This is a genomic window from Rhizobacter sp., assembly GCF_035702065.1.
In the GTDB taxonomy this organism is placed as follows: domain Bacteria; phylum Pseudomonadota; class Gammaproteobacteria; order Burkholderiales; family Burkholderiaceae_C; genus Rhizobacter.
Map to the genome: position 1 here is coordinate 1 of NZ_DASSRA010000134.1, position 17,237 is coordinate 17,237.

The 17,237-nt window shown below is 65.8% G+C and carries 17 protein-coding genes; 13 read left to right on the plus strand and 4 right to left on the minus strand.

Features of this window, described 5'->3' with window-relative positions:
- On the plus strand, positions 1-1,258 hold a 1,258-nt coding region (locus VFL64_RS06190; RefSeq protein WP_489539503.1), incomplete at its 5' end, for a PQQ-dependent sugar dehydrogenase.
- Here VFL64_RS06190 and VFL64_RS06195 read toward each other — a convergent pair.
- Entirely contained in the window at positions 1,255-2,190 is a 936-nt protein-coding gene (locus tag VFL64_RS06195; RefSeq protein ID WP_489539504.1) for a CysB family HTH-type transcriptional regulator, read from the minus strand. The genes VFL64_RS06190 and VFL64_RS06195 overlap by 4 nt on opposite strands.
- Before the next feature lie 233 nt (positions 2,191-2,423).
- Between VFL64_RS06195 and yajC the strand changes: the two genes are divergently transcribed.
- Genes yajC through VFL64_RS06215 form a run of 4 tightly spaced genes read left to right on the plus strand, consistent with a single transcriptional unit; the run spans position 2,424 to position 8,109 of the window.
- On the plus strand, positions 2,424-2,762 hold the full coding sequence (gene yajC / locus VFL64_RS06200) for a preprotein translocase subunit YajC (RefSeq protein ID WP_489539505.1): 339 nt from the start codon (positions 2,424-2,426) through the stop codon (positions 2,760-2,762).
- A gap of 42 nt (positions 2,763-2,804) precedes the next feature.
- Positions 2,805-4,685 (plus strand): protein translocase subunit SecD, encoded by a 1,881-nt coding sequence (gene secD, locus VFL64_RS06205; RefSeq protein WP_489539506.1) that lies wholly within the window; start codon positions 2,805-2,807, stop codon positions 4,683-4,685.
- 28 nt (positions 4,686-4,713) lie between these two features.
- Positions 4,714-5,748, plus strand: coding sequence for a protein translocase subunit SecF (gene secF, locus VFL64_RS06210; RefSeq protein WP_489539507.1), 1,035 nt, complete (start codon positions 4,714-4,716; stop codon positions 5,746-5,748).
- Between the two features lie 42 nt (positions 5,749-5,790).
- Positions 5,791-8,109 carry a DUF1631 family protein gene (locus tag VFL64_RS06215; protein WP_489539508.1) on the plus strand — a complete coding sequence of 773 codons (2,319 nt, stop codon included), beginning with the start codon at positions 5,791-5,793 and terminating at the stop codon, positions 8,107-8,109.
- A gap of 59 nt (positions 8,110-8,168) precedes the next feature.
- On the opposite strand, the gene VFL64_RS06220 is transcribed toward VFL64_RS06215, so the two are convergent.
- From VFL64_RS06220 to VFL64_RS06230, 3 genes are read right to left on the minus strand one after another with little or no spacing between them, the layout of a single operon-like run.
- Positions 8,169-8,621 (minus strand): Smg family protein, encoded by a 453-nt coding sequence (locus VFL64_RS06220; RefSeq protein WP_489539509.1) that lies wholly within the window; start codon positions 8,619-8,621, stop codon positions 8,169-8,171.
- Positions 8,622-8,678: 57 nt separating this feature from the next.
- Complete coding sequence (gene dprA, locus VFL64_RS06225; RefSeq protein ID WP_489539510.1) at positions 8,679-9,782, minus strand: DNA-processing protein DprA; 1,104 nt, start codon at positions 9,780-9,782, stop codon at positions 8,679-8,681.
- 38 nt (positions 9,783-9,820) lie between these two features.
- Positions 9,821-10,972 (minus strand): LysM peptidoglycan-binding domain-containing protein, encoded by a 1,152-nt coding sequence (locus tag VFL64_RS06230; protein WP_489539511.1) that lies wholly within the window; start codon positions 10,970-10,972, stop codon positions 9,821-9,823.
- A 228-nt stretch (positions 10,973-11,200) separates the two neighbouring features.
- Here VFL64_RS06230 and def point away from each other — a divergent pair, with 228 nt between their 5' ends.
- The 8 genes from def to VFL64_RS06270 all read left to right on the plus strand — a co-directional run.
- Positions 11,201-11,713 (plus strand): peptide deformylase, encoded by a 513-nt coding sequence (def, locus tag VFL64_RS06235; RefSeq protein WP_489539512.1) that lies wholly within the window; start codon positions 11,201-11,203, stop codon positions 11,711-11,713.
- Complete coding sequence (gene fmt, locus VFL64_RS06240) at positions 11,710-12,669, plus strand: methionyl-tRNA formyltransferase (RefSeq protein ID WP_489539513.1); 960 nt, start codon at positions 11,710-11,712, stop codon at positions 12,667-12,669. Before def ends, fmt begins: the two co-directional genes overlap by 4 nt.
- A gap of 56 nt (positions 12,670-12,725) precedes the next feature.
- Positions 12,726-13,565 carry a zinc metalloprotease HtpX gene (gene htpX / locus VFL64_RS06245; protein WP_489539514.1) on the plus strand — a complete coding sequence of 280 codons (840 nt, stop codon included), beginning with the start codon at positions 12,726-12,728 and terminating at the stop codon, positions 13,563-13,565.
- A 101-nt stretch (positions 13,566-13,666) separates the two neighbouring features.
- Complete coding sequence (locus VFL64_RS06250) at positions 13,667-14,083, plus strand: hypothetical protein (protein ID WP_489539515.1); 417 nt, start codon at positions 13,667-13,669, stop codon at positions 14,081-14,083.
- 68 nt (positions 14,084-14,151) lie between these two features.
- The gene (locus tag VFL64_RS06255; RefSeq protein WP_489539516.1) at positions 14,152-14,934 is read left to right on the plus strand and encodes an AzlC family ABC transporter permease; all 783 of its coding nucleotides are present in this window, start codon (positions 14,152-14,154) and stop codon (positions 14,932-14,934) included.
- Positions 14,931-15,260, plus strand: coding sequence for an AzlD domain-containing protein (locus tag VFL64_RS06260; RefSeq protein WP_489539517.1), 330 nt, complete (start codon positions 14,931-14,933; stop codon positions 15,258-15,260). The genes VFL64_RS06255 and VFL64_RS06260 overlap by 4 nt, the downstream gene beginning before the upstream one ends.
- A gap of 65 nt (positions 15,261-15,325) precedes the next feature.
- Positions 15,326-16,516, plus strand: a complete 1,191-nt coding sequence (locus VFL64_RS06265) for a phosphoglycerate kinase (RefSeq protein WP_489539518.1) — start codon at positions 15,326-15,328, stop codon at positions 16,514-16,516.
- Between the two features lie 53 nt (positions 16,517-16,569).
- On the plus strand, positions 16,570-17,237 hold a 668-nt coding region (locus VFL64_RS06270), incomplete at its 3' end, for a pyruvate kinase (RefSeq protein WP_489539519.1).

Below are 17,237 nucleotides of genomic sequence, written 5' to 3' on the forward strand. Positions count from 1 at the left end.
GGCCACCGACAACGTGGGCGTGACGTCCATGGTGTTCCAGGTCGATGGCGTGCAGGTGGGTGCCACCGGCACCGCGTCGCCCCACAGCGTGACGCTCGACACCACCGCCTATGCCTCGGGCCAGCACATCGTGCGCATGCGGGCCGGGGACCAGGCGGGCAACCTCTCCAACTGGGCTTCGGCCACGGTGTCGTTTGGCGGCAGCCGCAACCAGCCCGCGGGCATCACGCGCAACGACGCCTGGGTCACCGGCCTGAGCAACGCCACCGCCTTTGCGCAGGCGCCGGATGGGCGCTTGTTCGTGGCCCAGCAAGGTGGGCTGTTGCGGGTGGTGCAGGCCAACGGCACGCTGCTACCGACGCCCTTCATCACCCTGAACGTCGACCCTGCTGGTGAGCGCGGCCTGCTCGGCGTGGCCTTGCACCCGAACTTCGCCACCAACGGCTACGTGTACCTCTACTACACGACGCCCGAGAACGGCACGCACAACCGCATCAGCCGGTTCACGGCCAACCCGAGCAACCCCAACATCGTCTCGGTGGGCAGCGAAGTGTGGATCGCCAATCTGCCCGCCCTGTCGACCGCCACCAACCACAACGGCGGCGCGATGCACTTCGGCAACGACGGCAAGCTCTACGTGGCCGTGGGCGACAACGCCAACAGCGCGAAGTCGCCCGACCTGAACGACCCCTTCGGCAAGATGCTGCGCTTCAACGACGATGGCAGCATCCCGAGCGACAACCCGTTCTGCACCACCGCGGCCACGCTACGCTGCGCGATCTGGGCCAAGGGCCTGCGCAACCCCTTCACCTTTGCCGTGCGCGCGAGCGACGGGCGCATGCACATCAACGACGTGGGACAAGGCACCTGGGAGGAGGTCAACCTCGGCGTGGCTGGTGCCGACTACGGCTGGCCGGCGACCGAAGGGCCGACGACCGCCACGGGCGTGACAGCCCCCCTCTTCGCTTACGACCATGACAGCAGCTCAGCGGCTGGCGTGGGCGGCTTCTTCAGTGGGTGCTCGATCATCGGCGGCGCTTTCTACCCGGCCAGCGGCCCCTTCCCGGCGGCCTACCGCGGGAGCTACTTCTTCACCGACTACTGCGACCGGGTGGTCGGGCGGATCGACCTCGCCAACGGCAACGCGGCCTATGCCTTCGGCCGCGTCACCGGCTCACCGGTGGGCATGCTGGTGGGGCTCGACGGCGCGCTGTACGTGCTGACGCAGACCGGCATCACGCGCTTCAGCGCGCCTTAGTCGAGCACCGGCTCGCCCTTCATCGCACCTTCGACCACGTCACGCTTGAGCGGCGAGGCGAAGGTCTCGATGAAGTCGTAGACGTAGCTGCGCAGGAAGCTGCCGCGCCGCACCGCCAACTTGGTGAGGTTGACGGCGAACAGCTCGCGCGCATCGATTGCACGCAGGTTGCGGTCGCGGTCTTCGTCGAAGGCGATGGCCGCGACGATGCCCACGCCCAGGCCCAGCTCGACGTAGGTCTTGATCACGTCGGCGTCCATCGCGGTGAGCACGAGGTTGAAGGCCAGACCAGCGGCCTCGAACGCTTCGTCGATGTGCACGCGGCCGGTGTACCCGGAGCCGTAGGTGATGATGGGGAACTGCGACACGCGCTGCAGCGTGAGCGGCTGGCCATCGAGCAGGGGGTGGCCGGGCGGCACGATCACGCTGTGCGTCCAGCGGTAGCAGGGCAGGGTGACGAGCGCGTCGTAGTGCGTCAGCGCTTCGGTGGCGATGCCAATGTCGGCCTCGCCCGAGATCAGCATCTCGGCCACCTGCTGGGGCGAGCCCTGGTGCAGGTTGAGCGTGACCTGCGGGTAGCGCTGGCGGAAGTCGCGCACCGCGCTTGGCAGCGCATAGCGCGCCTGCGAGTGGGTGGCGGCGATCGACAGGCGGCCGTGGGCGGCTTGGGTGAACTCCTCGCCGGCGCGCCTGAGGTTCTCGGCGTCATTGAGCATGCGCTCGACGATGGGCACGATCAGCGTGCCGACCTCGGTGAGCGAAGTCAGGCGCTTGCCCGCGCGCACGAACAGGTCGATACCGAGCTCCTCTTCCAGCTCGCGGATCTGGCGGCTGACACCGGGCTGCGAGGTGTGCAGCACCTTGGACACCTCGGTGAGGTTGAACCCGCAGCGCACGGCTTCGCGCACGGAGCGCAACTGTTGAAAGTTCATGGTGGCGATGAAGTGGAGCGGGGAGTATGGTGAGCGCCGGCTAGTCGCGGAACGACTGATTGCTTCCGTCCTTATTCACAAAACGATTAAGGGTGTGATGCCGGGAACCTACTGGGGTCTGCCCGGGTCAGGGGCGGTGCTGCGGCTTCGCAAAGAGGTGGCGGCATACAATTCCAAGCTTTCACTCCGGCCCTGCGCCGACCGGCCCCACGGGCCCTAACGAGGACTTTCACGTGTTCATTTCTGAAGCATTTGCGCAGACCGCGCCTGCCGCGGCCGCGGCCGAATCGCCGCTGGGTGGCATCGGCGGCATGCTGCCCATCATCCTGATGTTCGTGGTGTTGTACTTCGTGATGATCCGGCCGCAGATGAAGCGCCAGAAGGAGCAGAAGGCCATGATCGACGCGTTGGCCAAGGGCGACGAGGTGGTCGTGGCGGGGGGCGTGATCGGCCGCATCTCCAAGCTCGGCGAGTCCTTCCTGCACGTCGAGGTGTCCGACAACGTCGAGATCCAGGTGCAGCGCGGTGCTGTGATCCAGGTGCTGCCCAAGGGCACCTACAACAGCAAATAACAGAGACAAGCCGGCGCCCGCCGGCCTCGCGAAAGAAGCTCCATGAACCGCTATCCGTGGTGGAAGTACACGATCCTGGGCATTGCCCTGCTGGTCGGCCTGATCTTCACCCTGCCCAACTTCTTCGGCGAAGCGCCGGCGGTGCAGGTGAGCAGTGGCAAGGCCACGCTGAAGCTCGACAACTCGACGACGCAACGCGTCGAGCAGGTGCTCAAGGAGGCTGGGCTGAAGCCCGACTTCGTGCAGTTCGAGGGCAACTCGGTGAAGGCGCGCTTCGCGGACGGCGAGTCGCAACTCAAGGCGAAAGACGCGCTCAGCAAGGCGCTCAACCCCGACGAGAGCAACCCGAGCTACATCGTGGCGCTGAACCTGCTGTCGCGTTCGCCGCACTGGCTGACGGCGATCCGTGCCTTGCCCATGTACCTGGGCCTGGATCTGCGGGGCGGCGTGCACTTCCTGATGCAGGTCGACATGAAGGCCGCGCTGGCCAAGAAGAGCGAGGCGCTGGCCGGCGACATCCGGACCCAGTTGCGTGACAAGAACCTGCGCCACGCCGGGATCTCGCGCGACGGCAACACCATCGACATCCGCTTCCGCGACAGCGAAACGCTGAATGCCGCAGCCAAGCTGCTGGGCGACCAGATGGCCGACCTGGTGTGGACGCAGACGCCCGACGGCACCGACTTCAAGCTCAGCGGCACGCTCAAGCCGGAAGCCGCGCGCGCCGTGCAGGAAGCGGCCCTCAAGCAGAACATCACCACGCTGCACAACCGCGTCAACGAGCTGGGCGTGGCCGAGCCGGTGATCCAGCAGCAAGGCCTCGACCGTGTCGTGATCGAACTGCCCGGCGTGCAGGACACCGCCAAGGCCAAGGACATCATCGGCCGCACCGCGAACCTTGAGTTCCGCCTGGCCGACATGTCGGCCGAGGCACGTGCCGCTGCGGAAGGCACCGGCCCCGTGCCCTTCGGCCGCGAGCGCTTCACCATCGGCCGCGGTGCGCCGGTCGTCACCTACCGGGAGGCGGTGGCCACCGGTGAGATGCTGACCAATGCGCAACCGCGTCCCGACCAGAACAGCCAGCCGGCGGTGTCGGTCAGCCTCGACGCCAAGGGTGGCCGCCTGATGCGCGACATGACGCGCACGAACGTGGGCAACTACATGGCCGCCATCCTGTTCGAGAAGGGCAAGGGCGAGGTGCTGACGGTCGCGCGCATCCAGGGTGAGTTCGGCAACGAGTTCCAGATCACCGGCATGGGCACCACCGAGAACGCCAATGACCTGGCCCTGCTGCTGCGCTCGGGCTCGCTGGCTGCGCCCATGGAGTTCATCCAGGAAAGCACCGTCGGCCCGACGCTCGGCGCCGACAACATCGCCAAGGGCTTCAACAGCGTGATCTACGGCTTTGCCGCGATCGCGGTCTTCATGTGCATTTACTACCGGCTGTTCGGTGTGTTCTCCACCACCGCGCTGGCGTTCAACCTGCTGCTGCTGGTGGCGGTGCTGTCGATGCTGCAGGCCACGCTGTCGCTGCCGGGCATCGCTGCCATTGCGCTGACGCTGGGCATGGCCATCGACTCCAATGTGCTGATCAACGAGCGTGTCCGCGAAGAGCTGCGTGCGGGCGCCTCGCCGCAGGCGGCGATCAATGTCGGCTACGAGCGTGCCTTCGCCACGATTCTCGATTCGAACGTCACCACGCTGATCGCCGGCGTTGCCTTGTTTGCTTTCGGCTCCGGGCCGGTCAAAGGCTTCGCGGTGGTGCACTGCCTGGGCATCCTGACCTCGATGTTCTCCTCGGTCGTGTTCTCGCGCGGCCTGGTGAATCTCTGGTACGGGCGCCAGAAGAAGCTCAAGAGCGTGTCGATCGGCCAGGTGTGGAAGCCCGCTTCCCCTGCGGCTGACGCCTCCGCCAAGGGCTGATCCCCAAGAACTCAAACAGGATCCTCACATGGAGTTCTTCAGAATCCAACGCGACATTCCGTTCATGCGGCATGCGCTGGTGTTCAACATCATCTCGGCCGCGACCTTCCTGATCGCCGTCTTCTTCTTGGTCACGCGTGGACTTCACCTGTCCATCGAGTTCAAGGGCGGCACCTTGATCGAAGCCACCTACGCGCAGGCCGCCGACATTGGCAAGGTCCGCAGCACCGTCGAAGCGATGAAGATCGGCGAGGTGCAGGTGCAGTCCTTCGGCACCACCCGCAACGTGCTGATCCGCCTGCCGGTGGGCAGCGACGGCAAGCTGGGCGACGTGGTCGACCGCGTGTTCGGCGAGCTGTGCAAGGCCGAGTCCGGCACGGTGAGCAAGAAGCAGGTCAAAACCGACAAGGGCGAGGTGGTCGAGAAACCGGTTTGCGAGGCCGGTGGCGCCGAGCCCATCACCCTGCAGCGCAGCGAGTTCGTCGGCCCACAAGTCGGCAAGGAGCTGGCCGAAGACGGCGCGAAGGCGCTGGCCTTCGTGGTCATCGGCATCATGATTTACCTGGCGTTTCGTTTCGAGTGGAAGTTCTCGGTCGCCGCCATCGTGGCCAACCTGCACGACGTGGTGATCATCCTGGGCTTCTTCGCCTTCTTCCAGTGGGAGTTCTCGCTCTCGGTGCTGGCGGCGGTGTTGGCGGTGCTGGGCTACTCGGTGAACGAATCGGTGGTGATCTTCGACCGGATTCGTGAAGCATTCCGCAAGTACCGCAAGATGAACACCCACGAGGTGATCGACCACGCGATCACCAGCACCATGAGCCGAACCATCATCACCCACGGCAGTACGCAGATGATGGTGCTGTCGATGCTGATCTTTGGCGGGCCGACGCTGCACTACTTCGCCATCGCGCTGACCATCGGCATCTGCTTCGGCATTTATTCGTCGGTGTTCGTGGCGGCGGCCATTGCCATGTGGCTGGGCGTCAAGCGGGAGGATCTGATGAAGTCCGGCCCATCCAAGGACGTCGATCCGAACGACCCCAACGCCGGGGCGGTGGTGTAGAGTAAGGGCATCCCTTACCGAGAAGCATCGACCAACCGTCCCATGGCGACCGCCGCCGATTCGTTGGCCCTGGCCGCCCAGGCGCGCCGCTCCTACGTGGAGCGGCTGTTGAGCGGCATCCCGAGCGTCGTTCATGCGGTTGAAGACGGTGCCCGCCTCCTGGCGGCGCAAACCGCCGAGCACAGCATCCAGTACAAGCGGCGCGATGTTGCGCTCGACCTGCGCAAGGCCGCGCCGACCTGGATCAACGGCATCATCTCCGCCCTGCGGGGCGCTTTGGTCAGCGGCATGGTGTCCGCGTCGCGGCCGGGTGACCTGCCTCCGCCGGGGCGCACCACGCCGGGCATGTCGCTGGTCGACGACGACACCATCGAAACCGAGATCCTGAGTTCGCGCTTGGCGCTGGCCATGATGGACCGCGCTTCATGGGAATTCACCGACATGCGCTCGCGCATGTCGGCGCTCGAGAAGCGCGACGAACTCGACACCAACGATGTGTTGCGACCCCACGTGCTGGCGCGCATCCTGACCAGCACCTGGCGAGGGGCCTCGCTGTCACAAGATGCCTGGCGCACCGTCCAGCCAGTGCTGCACGAGGAGTTCGCGCACTTTGCCGAAGAGGCGTACCACGAGACCAACCGCTGGCTGATCCAGCAGCGCGTGTTGCCCGAGATCGATCTGCGGCCTTTCATCCGGCGCACGCGCAATTCCTATGCGTTGCCGGGTGCCACCGGAAGCGGTGGGCCGCCGAGCGGGCCGGCTCCGGTGAGTGCCCCGAACAGCAGTTTCGGCCGCCTGGGCACGGTGGGTGAAGAGACGCGCATGATGACCCGCGCCGGGGGCTTTGCCCGCGGCTCGGATCACGCCGAAGCGGTACTGGGACGGCTCAACCGCCTGATCGGCCGCCAGGTGGCTGACTTCGCCGGCACGGCGCCCATGCCCGCCGCCTCGGTCGGACTGAAGGCCGCCATCAACGAGGCGCAGCAGGGCATTCAGCGCCGGTTGAGCACCACCACGAGTGGCGCGGCCGTCGTGCCGGGTCGTCCAGCCGAAGCTGTGGTCAGCACCCCAGCGTTGCTGGAAGAGTTGCATCAGCGCAAGCAGGAGCTGAAGAAGGCGGCTGCCACGCCGGTCGAGCGCGCGACGATCGAGATCGTGGCCCTGTTGTTCCAGAGCATCCTGATGGAGGAGCGCATACCGGCGGTCGTGCGGGTGTGGTTTGCTCGCCTGCAGATGCCGGTGTTGCGGGTCGCGGTGAGCGAACCTGATTTCTTTGCCACCGTGGATCATCCGGCGCGTCGCCTGATCGATCGCATGGGCGCCTGTGTGATGGGGTTCGATGCCACCAGCCAGGCCGTGGCCGACACGCTCGAGAAAGAGATCAAGCGCGTGGTTCAGGTGGTCGAGGCCTACCCCGACACTGGCCGACGGGTGTTCCAGACGGTGTTGACCGAGTTTGAGAAATTCCTCGAGCACTACTTCAAGAACGAAAACGAAATGACGCGCAAGGGTGTCTCCCTGGCGCAGCAGGTCGAGCAGCGCGAGACGCTGGCGATTCAGTACACCATCGAGCTGCGCAAGATGCTCAACGAGGTGCCAGTTCAAGAAGGTGTGCGCGACTTCCTGTTCCATGTCTGGGCCGACGTGATGGCCATGACGGCAGTCAAGCATGGCGCACAAGGCGCAGAAACCAAGGCGATGAAGCGGGTGGCTGCGGATCTCATCTGGTCCGCCAGCGCCAAGGTGTCGCGCGAGGAGCGCGCCGAGGTCATCCGCCGCTTGCCGCCTCTGCTCAAGACGCTGCGCGAGGGCATGGACCACGCCAACATCGCTGCCGACAAACAGGACGAGCACATCCAGAAGCTCAACAATTCGTTGGCTGCAGCCTTCACGGCCAAGACGGCGGCCATCGCCCCGGAGCGGCTGGAAGAGTTGATGGGCCGGCTCGAAACCCTGGAAGAGCTTCTGCCCGACAACACCGACGACATGGAGATCGACGAGTCCATGGTGCTGGACCTGTCCGGCCATGAAAGCTCCGAACTGGAGGTGGTGGGCGAGGGTGGCTCCATGCCCACGCCGGCCATGCTCGCCTGGGCGCGAGAGCTTCAGGTCGGTGGCTGGTACATGCTGGACTACCGCAACCGCAACGAGGCGGTGCAGCTTGTGTGGCAAGGCATGCGGCGCCAGCTCACGCTGTTCGTGTCACCTCATGGAAGGGGCATCTTGTTCCAGCAGCATCGCTTGGCGGCCTTCCTTCAGGCGGGTTTGCTGGTACCGGCGCAAGACGAGTCCTTGACGGTCCGTGCCACCCGCAGCGCCCTGGCCAAGTTGGACGTGGATCCGGGTCGCTTGCTCAACTGAGAACTCCGTACCCAACAATAAGCCGCCCGGAGGCGGCTTTTTTGTTGACGAGGTGGGCCTCAGTGGATCAGCCGGTCTTCTTCGTCGACGAACAACTCATCAAGGATCAGGGCGTCGGGTTCCTCGCCGAGGCTCCAGAACACCATCAGGACGATGATCTTCAAGTCCTCCAGATTGACCGGCCCACCCGGAATGGCGGTTGCGCGGTCAATGACCATTTCGCGCATTGGCGGCGGCAGCACACCTGCCGACTCGAGAAAACTCACGAAGCCGATGGAATGCTCGCCGAGGTGCTCTTGCTCTGCGGGGGAATAGACCCGCAGGCTGTCGGGGGCCTGTTCACCGGAATAGGACTGAGCTGCGGTGGCCAAGCCGTCAAGCCAGGACAGGGCCTCTTCGATCTCGTCTGATTCGAACCCCATCGCCGAGAGCTTGCGGGTCAGCTGGGCGTGGTCTGGGCAGGCATCGGGCCGCCAGTAGTTTTCGTACAGGTAGACGAGCACGTCAAACATGGATTCACTATACCCCAGGGGCATCCGAGCCAACCCGGAATAAATGCACTTCGGCCGTCAGCCGGCGCCTACCCGCTGGAAGAGCTGTCCCGGAAGCCGGGCCACTTTACCTGCCAACTCCAGCTCGAGGAGGTGAGCGCTCAGTTCTGGTGCGGGCCAGCCGGTTCGACCGACCAGCGCGTCGAGGTTCGTGGGGTCATAGCCCAAGGCGTCCAGGACCGGGTCGTCCTGGGTCGCCACGGGGTCTGCCGGCGATTGCTGGTTAAGCGGAGCGCCCCATGCCAGTTCATCCAGAACGTCCTGGGCGCAGTCGACCAGCTTGGCGCCTTGCTTGATCAATGCGTGACAGCCGCGCGAATGTGGGGAATGGATGGAACCCGGGATGGCGAAAACGTCGCGGCCGGCTTCGCTGGCGAGGCGGGCCGTGATAAGCGAGCCGGACTGCAGTGCGGCTTCGACCACCAAAGTACCGCGTGTCAGCGCAGCAATGATGCGATTGCGTTGCGGAAAATTGGGCGGCAAAGGTGGTGTTCCGAGCGAGTACTCGCTGACGATGAGGCCCCGGGCGCTGATGCGGTGAGCCAACTCCAGATGGCGTCGTGGATAGACGCGGTCCAGGCCCGTTCCGACGACGGCGATGGTGCTGCCCGCGCCGGACAAACCACCTTCGTGGGCGGCACCGTCAACGCCCATGGCCAAACCCGACACGATGGTCAAGCCGGCCTGGCTCAGATGGGTCGAGAAGGCCTTGGCGTTCTCGGTGCCCTGGGCGGTTGGATTGCGGCTGCCGACGACTGCCAAGCCGGGCCGTGCCAGCAGCACGGCCTGCCCTTGCAGGTAAAGCAGCAAGGGCGGATCGGCCGTTTCAAGCAGCCCCTGGGGGTAATCAGGGTCGCCCAGCGTCAGCACTTGGCGCGGCGCTTCGTCGGTGCTCCCGGCGAGCCACTGAACTGTGGCCTCGATCCGGGCCGCCACCTCGTCTGGCACCTTGTCGAGGGCTGACGCGGTTGTGCTGGAGACGACTTCCTTGCGTGCGGCTGTTGGAGCCGCCAGCACCGCCTCGGCGGATCCGAAGGCCGCGAGCAGCTTGCGGGCGGACTCGCGGCCGACTTGCGGCGTTTCGATGAGCCGCAGCCATGCGGCAAGTTCGTCGCGATCCATGGGACATCGCGCCGCAATGGGCGCTCGGTGCGGCCGGGTCAGGGCTGGGTGAACCGGTCGCCAGCCGTGACCGGCTCCTTGACTCGCAGAATCAGGGCATACGACACGCGGTCGAAGACGCGGAACACGAACAGATTGCCATGGCGCTCATCTGGCAGCTTGATGGCGGAGCCACCATCGGTGCGATCAGCGATGCGGGCACCATCGCGCCACAGGGCGAGCACGTGCCCACTCTCCATCCCGTCTCGCTTGCCACGGTTCAATGCCACGATCTGGTTTTGGCCGGCGTTGACCGCGTCGCCATAGACAGAGACGATCTGACCGGAGATGGGGTTGCTCGGTGCATGCGGAACGTAGTTGGTGAACTCCCGCGGCGGCACGGGCGACAGGCGATCTCCGACGTAGGCTTCCTGGCGAATGCTGGTGACAGTGAAGGTTTCGGGCACGATCTCACCGTTGATGACGCCGCCTTTGCGGGTGTATTCGGCGGTGCCCAGGTAGAACGCTTCGTAACCCAGCACCTGTCCCGTGCTGGGATCGACCAGCGGACGAGGTTGGCGGAACATGCGGAAGTTGCGGGCTTCGCCTAGATCTCCGCGAACATAGGCCAGATCGCCGCGCGTCATGAAGGCCCTGCCCTCCTGAGAAGCGACGATGCGCGGCGCGGCAGCGAGTTCGTTGGCGTTGTCGAATACCACCGCTTCGTTCAAGAAGGGTTCGATCAGGTTCAGTACCACCGAAGAGATGGCGTCTCGATCCAGGTCGACGGTGCGCACGCGCGGCGACAGGCGCCCGGACCCCCCTGTGTCACCTTCTCCCACGCGCAGGGTGGCGCGGCCGTTGGTCTTGACCAGGTACAGGGTCTGGCCCGGGTAGATCAGGTGGGGGTTGCGGATCTGCTCGAGGTTCATGCCCCAGAGTTCCGGCCAGCGCCAGGGGCTCTTGAGGTACATGCCGGAGATGCCCCACAGCGTGTCGCCCGACTTGACGGTGTAGCTGTCGGGCGCATTTTCTGCCAGTTCGGAGAGCGGTACCCCTGCTTCAGCCACCTGGTTGGCCGTGCCGCGCTGCTTTTGCGTGATCGGGAAGTTGGGTTCTGCCGCCACGGCACCGAGGCACATGATGCCGAGCGCCAGGGTGATCGCAGAGGCCCGGAAAAAGGACTGGGCAGAACGGGTGCTTCGGGTCATGAAGGTGAGTCTCCGGGCGCACAGACAGCACAATACTGGGCTGTGCGGTTACTGAGCCGGCTGCGGCAAGGGGCCCGCAGATCGGCGAAAATCTTCATTCAGTTTCGCAGATTCTGCCTCTAAACCCTTGATATCGCAACGAAAGTCACCCGTCGATACCTTTGTTGTGCTGCCTGTCACACCGACTGGCGTTGCGTGCCGTCCACAAGGCCTCAGATCCTGATTTGTATGTCCAAGCTCGCCATCCTCCGCTACCCGGATCCCCGCCTCCACACCGTTGCCAAGCCGGTGGCGCAGGTCGATGACCGCATTCGCCAGTTGGTGGATGACATGCTCGAAACCATGTACGCCGCCGACGGCGTGGGCCTGGCAGCGACCCAGGTCGACGTCCACGAGCGGGTGATCGTGATCGACACCTCCGAGGGGCGTGATGATCCGCGCGTGCTCATCAACCCCGAATTGACCGCCAAAAGTGTCGAAATGAGCCTGGGCGACGAAGGCTGCCTCTCCGTTCCGACCATCTACGACAAGGTCCCGCGGCACGCCAAGGTGACGGTGCAGGCCCTCAACCGCGCCGGCGAAAGCTACGAATTCGAAGCCGAAGGACTGCTGTCGGTGTGCGTTCAGCACGAGATGGACCACCTGATGGGCAAGGTGTTCGTCGAGTACCTGAGCAGCCTCAAGCGCGATCGCATCAAGACCAAGATGCTGAAGAAGACACGCGACGAGCAGCGCCCATGAGGGTTGCCTTTGCCGGCACGCCCGAATTCGCCGCGGTGGCGCTGGCGCACTTGCACGCCGCGGGCTTCCAGGTTCCGCTTGTGCTGACGCAGCCCGACCGGCCGGCGGGCCGGGGGCTCAAGCTGGCGCCGTCGCCAGTGAAGGCTTTCGCCCAGTCCCATGGCATCGAAGTTGCCCAGCCCCGTAGCCTGCGGCTGGATGGCAAGTACCCCGACGACGCTGCGCGGGCGCGCGAGGCTTTGCAGGCCGCTCGGGTCGACGTGATGGTGGTGGCCGCCTACGGCCTGATCCTTCCGCAATGGGTGCTGGATCTTCCGCCGCGGGGTTGCCTCAACATCCATGCCTCGCTGCTGCCGCGCTGGCGTGGTGCAGCGCCGATCCACCGCGCCATCGAGGCCGGCGATGCGCGCACCGGCATCACCATCATGCAGATGGATGCAGGGTTGGACACTGGCGGCATGTTGCTCGTAGAAGCGAGCGAAATCGCTGCCAATGACACCACGAGCAGCCTGCAGGACCGGTTGGCGGCGCTTGGCGGGCGGCTGATCGTCGAGGCGCTGGAGTTGGCGGCCTGCGGCGGTTTGAAGTCCACGCCACAGCCGGCAGAGGGCGTCACTTACGCCCACAAGATCGACAAGGCCGAGGCGGCCATCGACTGGTCACAGCCCGCCGCCGCGCTGGAGCGGCGCATGCGCGCCTTCGACCCCTTCCCCGGTGTTGTCGCCGAGTTCGGCGGGGAGACCGTCAAGCTGTGGCGCGCCCACGTAGCGACCGCCACCGGCGCACCCGGCACAGTGTTGGCGGTCACTGACGCGGGGATCACCGTGGCCTGTGGCAGTGGCGCCTTGGTTCTGACTGAATTGCAGCGTCCGGGTGGCAAGCGCCTCAGCGCCCGCCAGTTCCTCCAAGGCCAGCCCGTACAGCCGGGCCAGGCGTTCCACGCTGTGGCCGATTGAACTCCTGCGGCCTGGCCGCATCTGATGCGGCTCACGCACTCAAGGAGTCAGTTTCCATGTTCAATCTGTTGAAGACCGCCGTTCTGATGGCAGCCATCACGGCGCTGTTCATGGCCATCGGCGCCTTCATCGGCGGGCGCACCGGCATGATGGTCGCGCTGCTCATCGCCTTGGGCATGAATTTCTTCAGCTACTGGTTCTCCGACAAGCTGGTGCTGAAGATGTACAACGCGCAGGAGGTCGACGAGACCAGCGCGCCCCAGTTCTACCGCATGGTGCAGGATCTGGCGCAACGCGCCCAGCTGCCCATGCCGCGCGTCTACCTGATCAACGAAGACGCTCCCAACGCTTTCGCCACCGGCCGCAACCCGGACAACGCGGCGGTGGCCGCCACCACCGGCATCCTGCGCGTGCTGAGCGAGCGCGAACTGCGCGGCGTGATGGCGCACGAGCTGGCGCACGTGAAGCACCGCGACATCCTGATCAGCACCGTCAGCGCCACCATGGCCGGTGCGATCTCCATGCTGGCCAACTTCGCCATGTTCTTTGGTGGGCGCGACAGCGAAGGCCGCTCGCACAACCCCATCGTCGGCCTGCTGGTGATGATCCTGGCGCCGCTGGCGGCCAGCCTGATCCAGATGGCGATCAGCCGCGCGCGCGAGTTCGAGGCCGACCGTGGCGGTGCCGAGATCTCCGGCGACCCGCAGGCCCTGGCCAGCGCGTTGCAGAAGATCCAGCGCTACGCGCAAGGCCTGCCGATGGAAGCCGCCGAGCGCCACCCGGAGACGGCGCAGATGATGATCATGAACCCGCTGTCGGGTGGCGGGCTGCGTGGCCTGTTCTCCACCCACCCCTCCACCGAGGAACGCGTCGCCCGCCTGCTGGCGATGGCCTGAAGGCTCAGAGAACGAAAAGCGGGGCAATCGCCCCGCTTTTGCCAGGCTCGGTGAGCCGGGGCTTGCGCAGAATGGGCCCAGAGAACTCTGCCCTGCCTGTCATGCGACGCTTCCTCTTCATTTCATTCTTGTTGGCCGTTGCCGCGCTGTCGGGCTGCGACATGCTGGGGGACTCCGCCGAGAAGCTGGCCGCCGTCAAGGAGGCTGAAGGCAAGGCCATCGGCGGCGCCTGCCGCCACGCCGGCCGCGCCATCGAAGACTGCTACGCCATGAACAAGAAGGCCGACAAGGCCGCCGTGTTCGCCGGTTGGCGCGACATGAACGACTACATGCGCGAGAACAAGATCGAGTCGGTTCCGCCCACGAGCATGGCCGCGAAGGCCGCCCCCAAGTCGGTCGAACCCCAGTTCGACAAGGCCGAGGGCAAGCCGGTGGGCGAGTCGGTCGCCGAGGTGGCCGACAAGCGCGCCGCCAAGACCGGCGCGGGCGGCAAGGCCCGCGAGCCGAAGGATCACTGATCCGGCGCAGCGCGCCCCGAATCTCCCCTGATCTGCGGGGAAACCCGCAAGGCACGAGAATCGGCCCCATGCTTTCGCTCCAAGACACCCTGCGGCACACGCAGTTCCGCGCAGGGGTGCGCGACATGAGTTCGGTCAGTCTGGGCATTGCCGCCTGGGGCCTGGTGACCGGGGTGGCGATGGTCAAGGGCGGCTTGTCGATCCCGCTGTCGCTGCTGATGACGTTCTTCGTCTACGCGGGCAGTGCACAGCTCGCAGCGCTCCCGCTGATGATGGTCGGGACGCCGGTCTGGGTGATCTGGGCCACGGCCCTGTGCATCAACCTGCGCTTCGTGATCTTCAGCGCGCAGTGGCGGCCGTACTTCATGCGCTATTCGCTGCGCGACCGGCTCCTTCTGGGCTACGTGAGCGGCGATCTCACGTATGTGCTTTTCATGAAGCGCTTCCCCGAGGCGCGCGATGACGAAGGCCAGGTCGAGTATTTCGTCGGCGCATCCACAGCCAACTGGTTGAGCTGGCAGGTGCCCACGGTGGCCGGCATCCTGCTGGCCGACGTCATCCCCACGCACTGGGGCCTGGGCTTCGCCGGCGTGCTCGCACTCATCGGACTTACCTACTCTTTGATCAACGACCGCGCCACCGCGTTGGCCGCCGTGGTGGCGGGCTTCGCGGCAGTGGCGGCTTTTGCACTGCCGTTCCGCCTGCACATCGTGGTGGCGATCGCCGCGGCGGTCTGCATCGGCTTGATGCTCGACGGTGGGGGCGATGCCGGCCGCCGGGTGCGCAATGCCCTGGCCCGTCCCAAGCGAGGGGATGGCGCGGCGGCGAACACCGCGAGGGCCGCCGCGTGAACACCTCCTACGCGTTGATCACCATCGCCGGCCTGACCGTCATCACCTTCATCACCCGCGCGTTCTTCCTCATCCCCGAGAAAGAACTGGCGATGCCAGGCTGGGTCAAGCGTGGCCTGCGCTATGCACCGCTCGCCGCCCTGGCCGCCGTGGTGGTGCCCGAGGTGGTGATGAGCCACGGCGAGCTGATCGACACCTGGAAAGACGCACGCCTGTATGCGGCCGCTGCCGCGTCGGCCTACTTCTTCTGGCGCCGCGGCATCCTCGGCACCATCGTCACCGGCATGGCGGTGCTGATTCCCTTGAAACTCGGCTTGGGGTGGTGAGTTACGGGCAGGTTCCTGGTGTCCAATAGCGGGCTGCAATCCCGTCATCACGATCCCGCCCCACCATGAAAGTCCTCCGTTTCGAAGACATCGCCGCGCAAGGCAAGGCCACCGGTCAACGCGTGTTCATCCGCGCCGACCTCAACGTGCCGCTCGACGACACCGGCCGCATCACCGAAGACACGCGCATCCGCGCCTCCATCCCCTGCATCGAGCTGGCCCTGAAGGCGGGCGCCGCGGTGATGGTCACCTCGCACCTGGGCCGCCCGACCGAGGGCGAATTCAAGCCTGAGGACTCGCTGGCCCCCGTGGCCAAGCGCATGGGCGAGCTGATGGGCCGCGAGATCCCCGTGGTGGCCAACTGGGTCGACGGCGTGCAGGTCGCGCCGGGCTCGCTCGTGATGCTGGAGAACTGCCGCGTCAACAAGGGCGAGAAGAAGAACAGCGAAGAACTGAGCAAGAAGATGGCCGCGCTGTGCGACATCTTCGTGCACGACGCCTTCGGCACCGCTCACCGCGCCGAGGCCTCCACCTACGGCATTGCGCAGTTCGCCAAGGTGGCCTGTGCCGGCCCGCTGCTGGCGGCCGAGATCGACGCCATTTCCAAGGCGCTGGCCAACCCGAAGCGCCCGCTGGTGGCCATCGTGGCCGGCAGCAAGGTCAGCACCAAGCTCACCATCCTGCAAGCGCTGGCCAAGAACGTCGACCAGCTCATCGTGGGCGGCGGCATCGCCAACACCTTCCTGCTCGCCGCCGGCCTGCCCATTGGCAAGTCACTGGCCGAACCCGACCTGCTGGGCGAGGCCAAGGCCGTGATCGAGGCCATGAAGGCACGCGGCGCGGCTGTGCCCATTCCGGTCGACGTGGTCACCGCCAAAAAGTTCGCGGCGGATGCACCGGCCACCGTGAAGGCTGCGGCCGACGTGGCCGAGGACGACCTGATCCTCGACATCGGCCCCAAGACCGCCGCCCAGCTCGCTGAGATGCTGAAGAAGGCCGGCACCATCGTCTGGAACGGCCCGGTCGGCGTGTTCGAGTTCGACGCCTTTGCCAAGGGCACCGAGACGCTGGCGCGCGCCATCGCAGAGTCGAGCGCTTTCAGCATCGCCGGCGGTGGCGACACGCTGGCCGCGATCGCCAAGTACGGCATCGAGAAGGACGTGGGCTACATCTCCACCGGTGGCGGCGCCTTCCTCGAGGTGCTGGAAGGCAAGACGCTGCCGGCCTTCGAGATCCTGCAAAAGCGTGCCGCCTGATACCTGACCGATTCCCAGACCGAAGACGCCACGAGAAGAACGGAGACCCCCACATGCCCCGCGCCACCAAGATCGTCGCCACCCTCGGCCCTGCCTCCAGCTCACCCGAGGTGCTCGCGAAGATGATCCGCGCCGGGGTCGACGTGGTGCGGCTCAACTTCTCGCACGGCAAGGCGCAGGACCACATCGACCGCGCCATGCTCGTGCGCGAGGCGGCCAAGGCGGTGGGCAAGGAGGTCGCCATCATGGCCGACCTGCAGGGTCCGAAGATCCGCGTCGGCAAGTTCGAGGGCGGCAAGACCATCATCGAGGCGGGGCAGAAGTTCATCCTCGATGGCGCCACCACCGAGCTTGGCACCAACGAGCGCGTGGGCCTCGACTACAAGGAGCTGCCGCGCGACGTGCGCCCTGGCGACACGCTGCTGCTCAACGACGGCTTGCTCAAGCTCACGGTGGACGCGGTCAAGGGCGAAGAGGTGCACACCACGGTGGTGATCGGTGGCGAGCTGTCCAACAACAAGGGCATCAACAAGGCCGGCGGCGGCCTCACCGCGCCGGCGCTGACCGCCAAGGACATGGAAGACATCAAGACCGCGATGAGCTTCCAGTGCGAGTACCTGGCGGTGAGCTTTCCCAAGAACGCGACCGACATGGAGATGGCGCGCCAGCTCGCCAACGTCGCCGGCGAGCAGTGGCGGCACAAGCCGCAGCTGATCGCCAA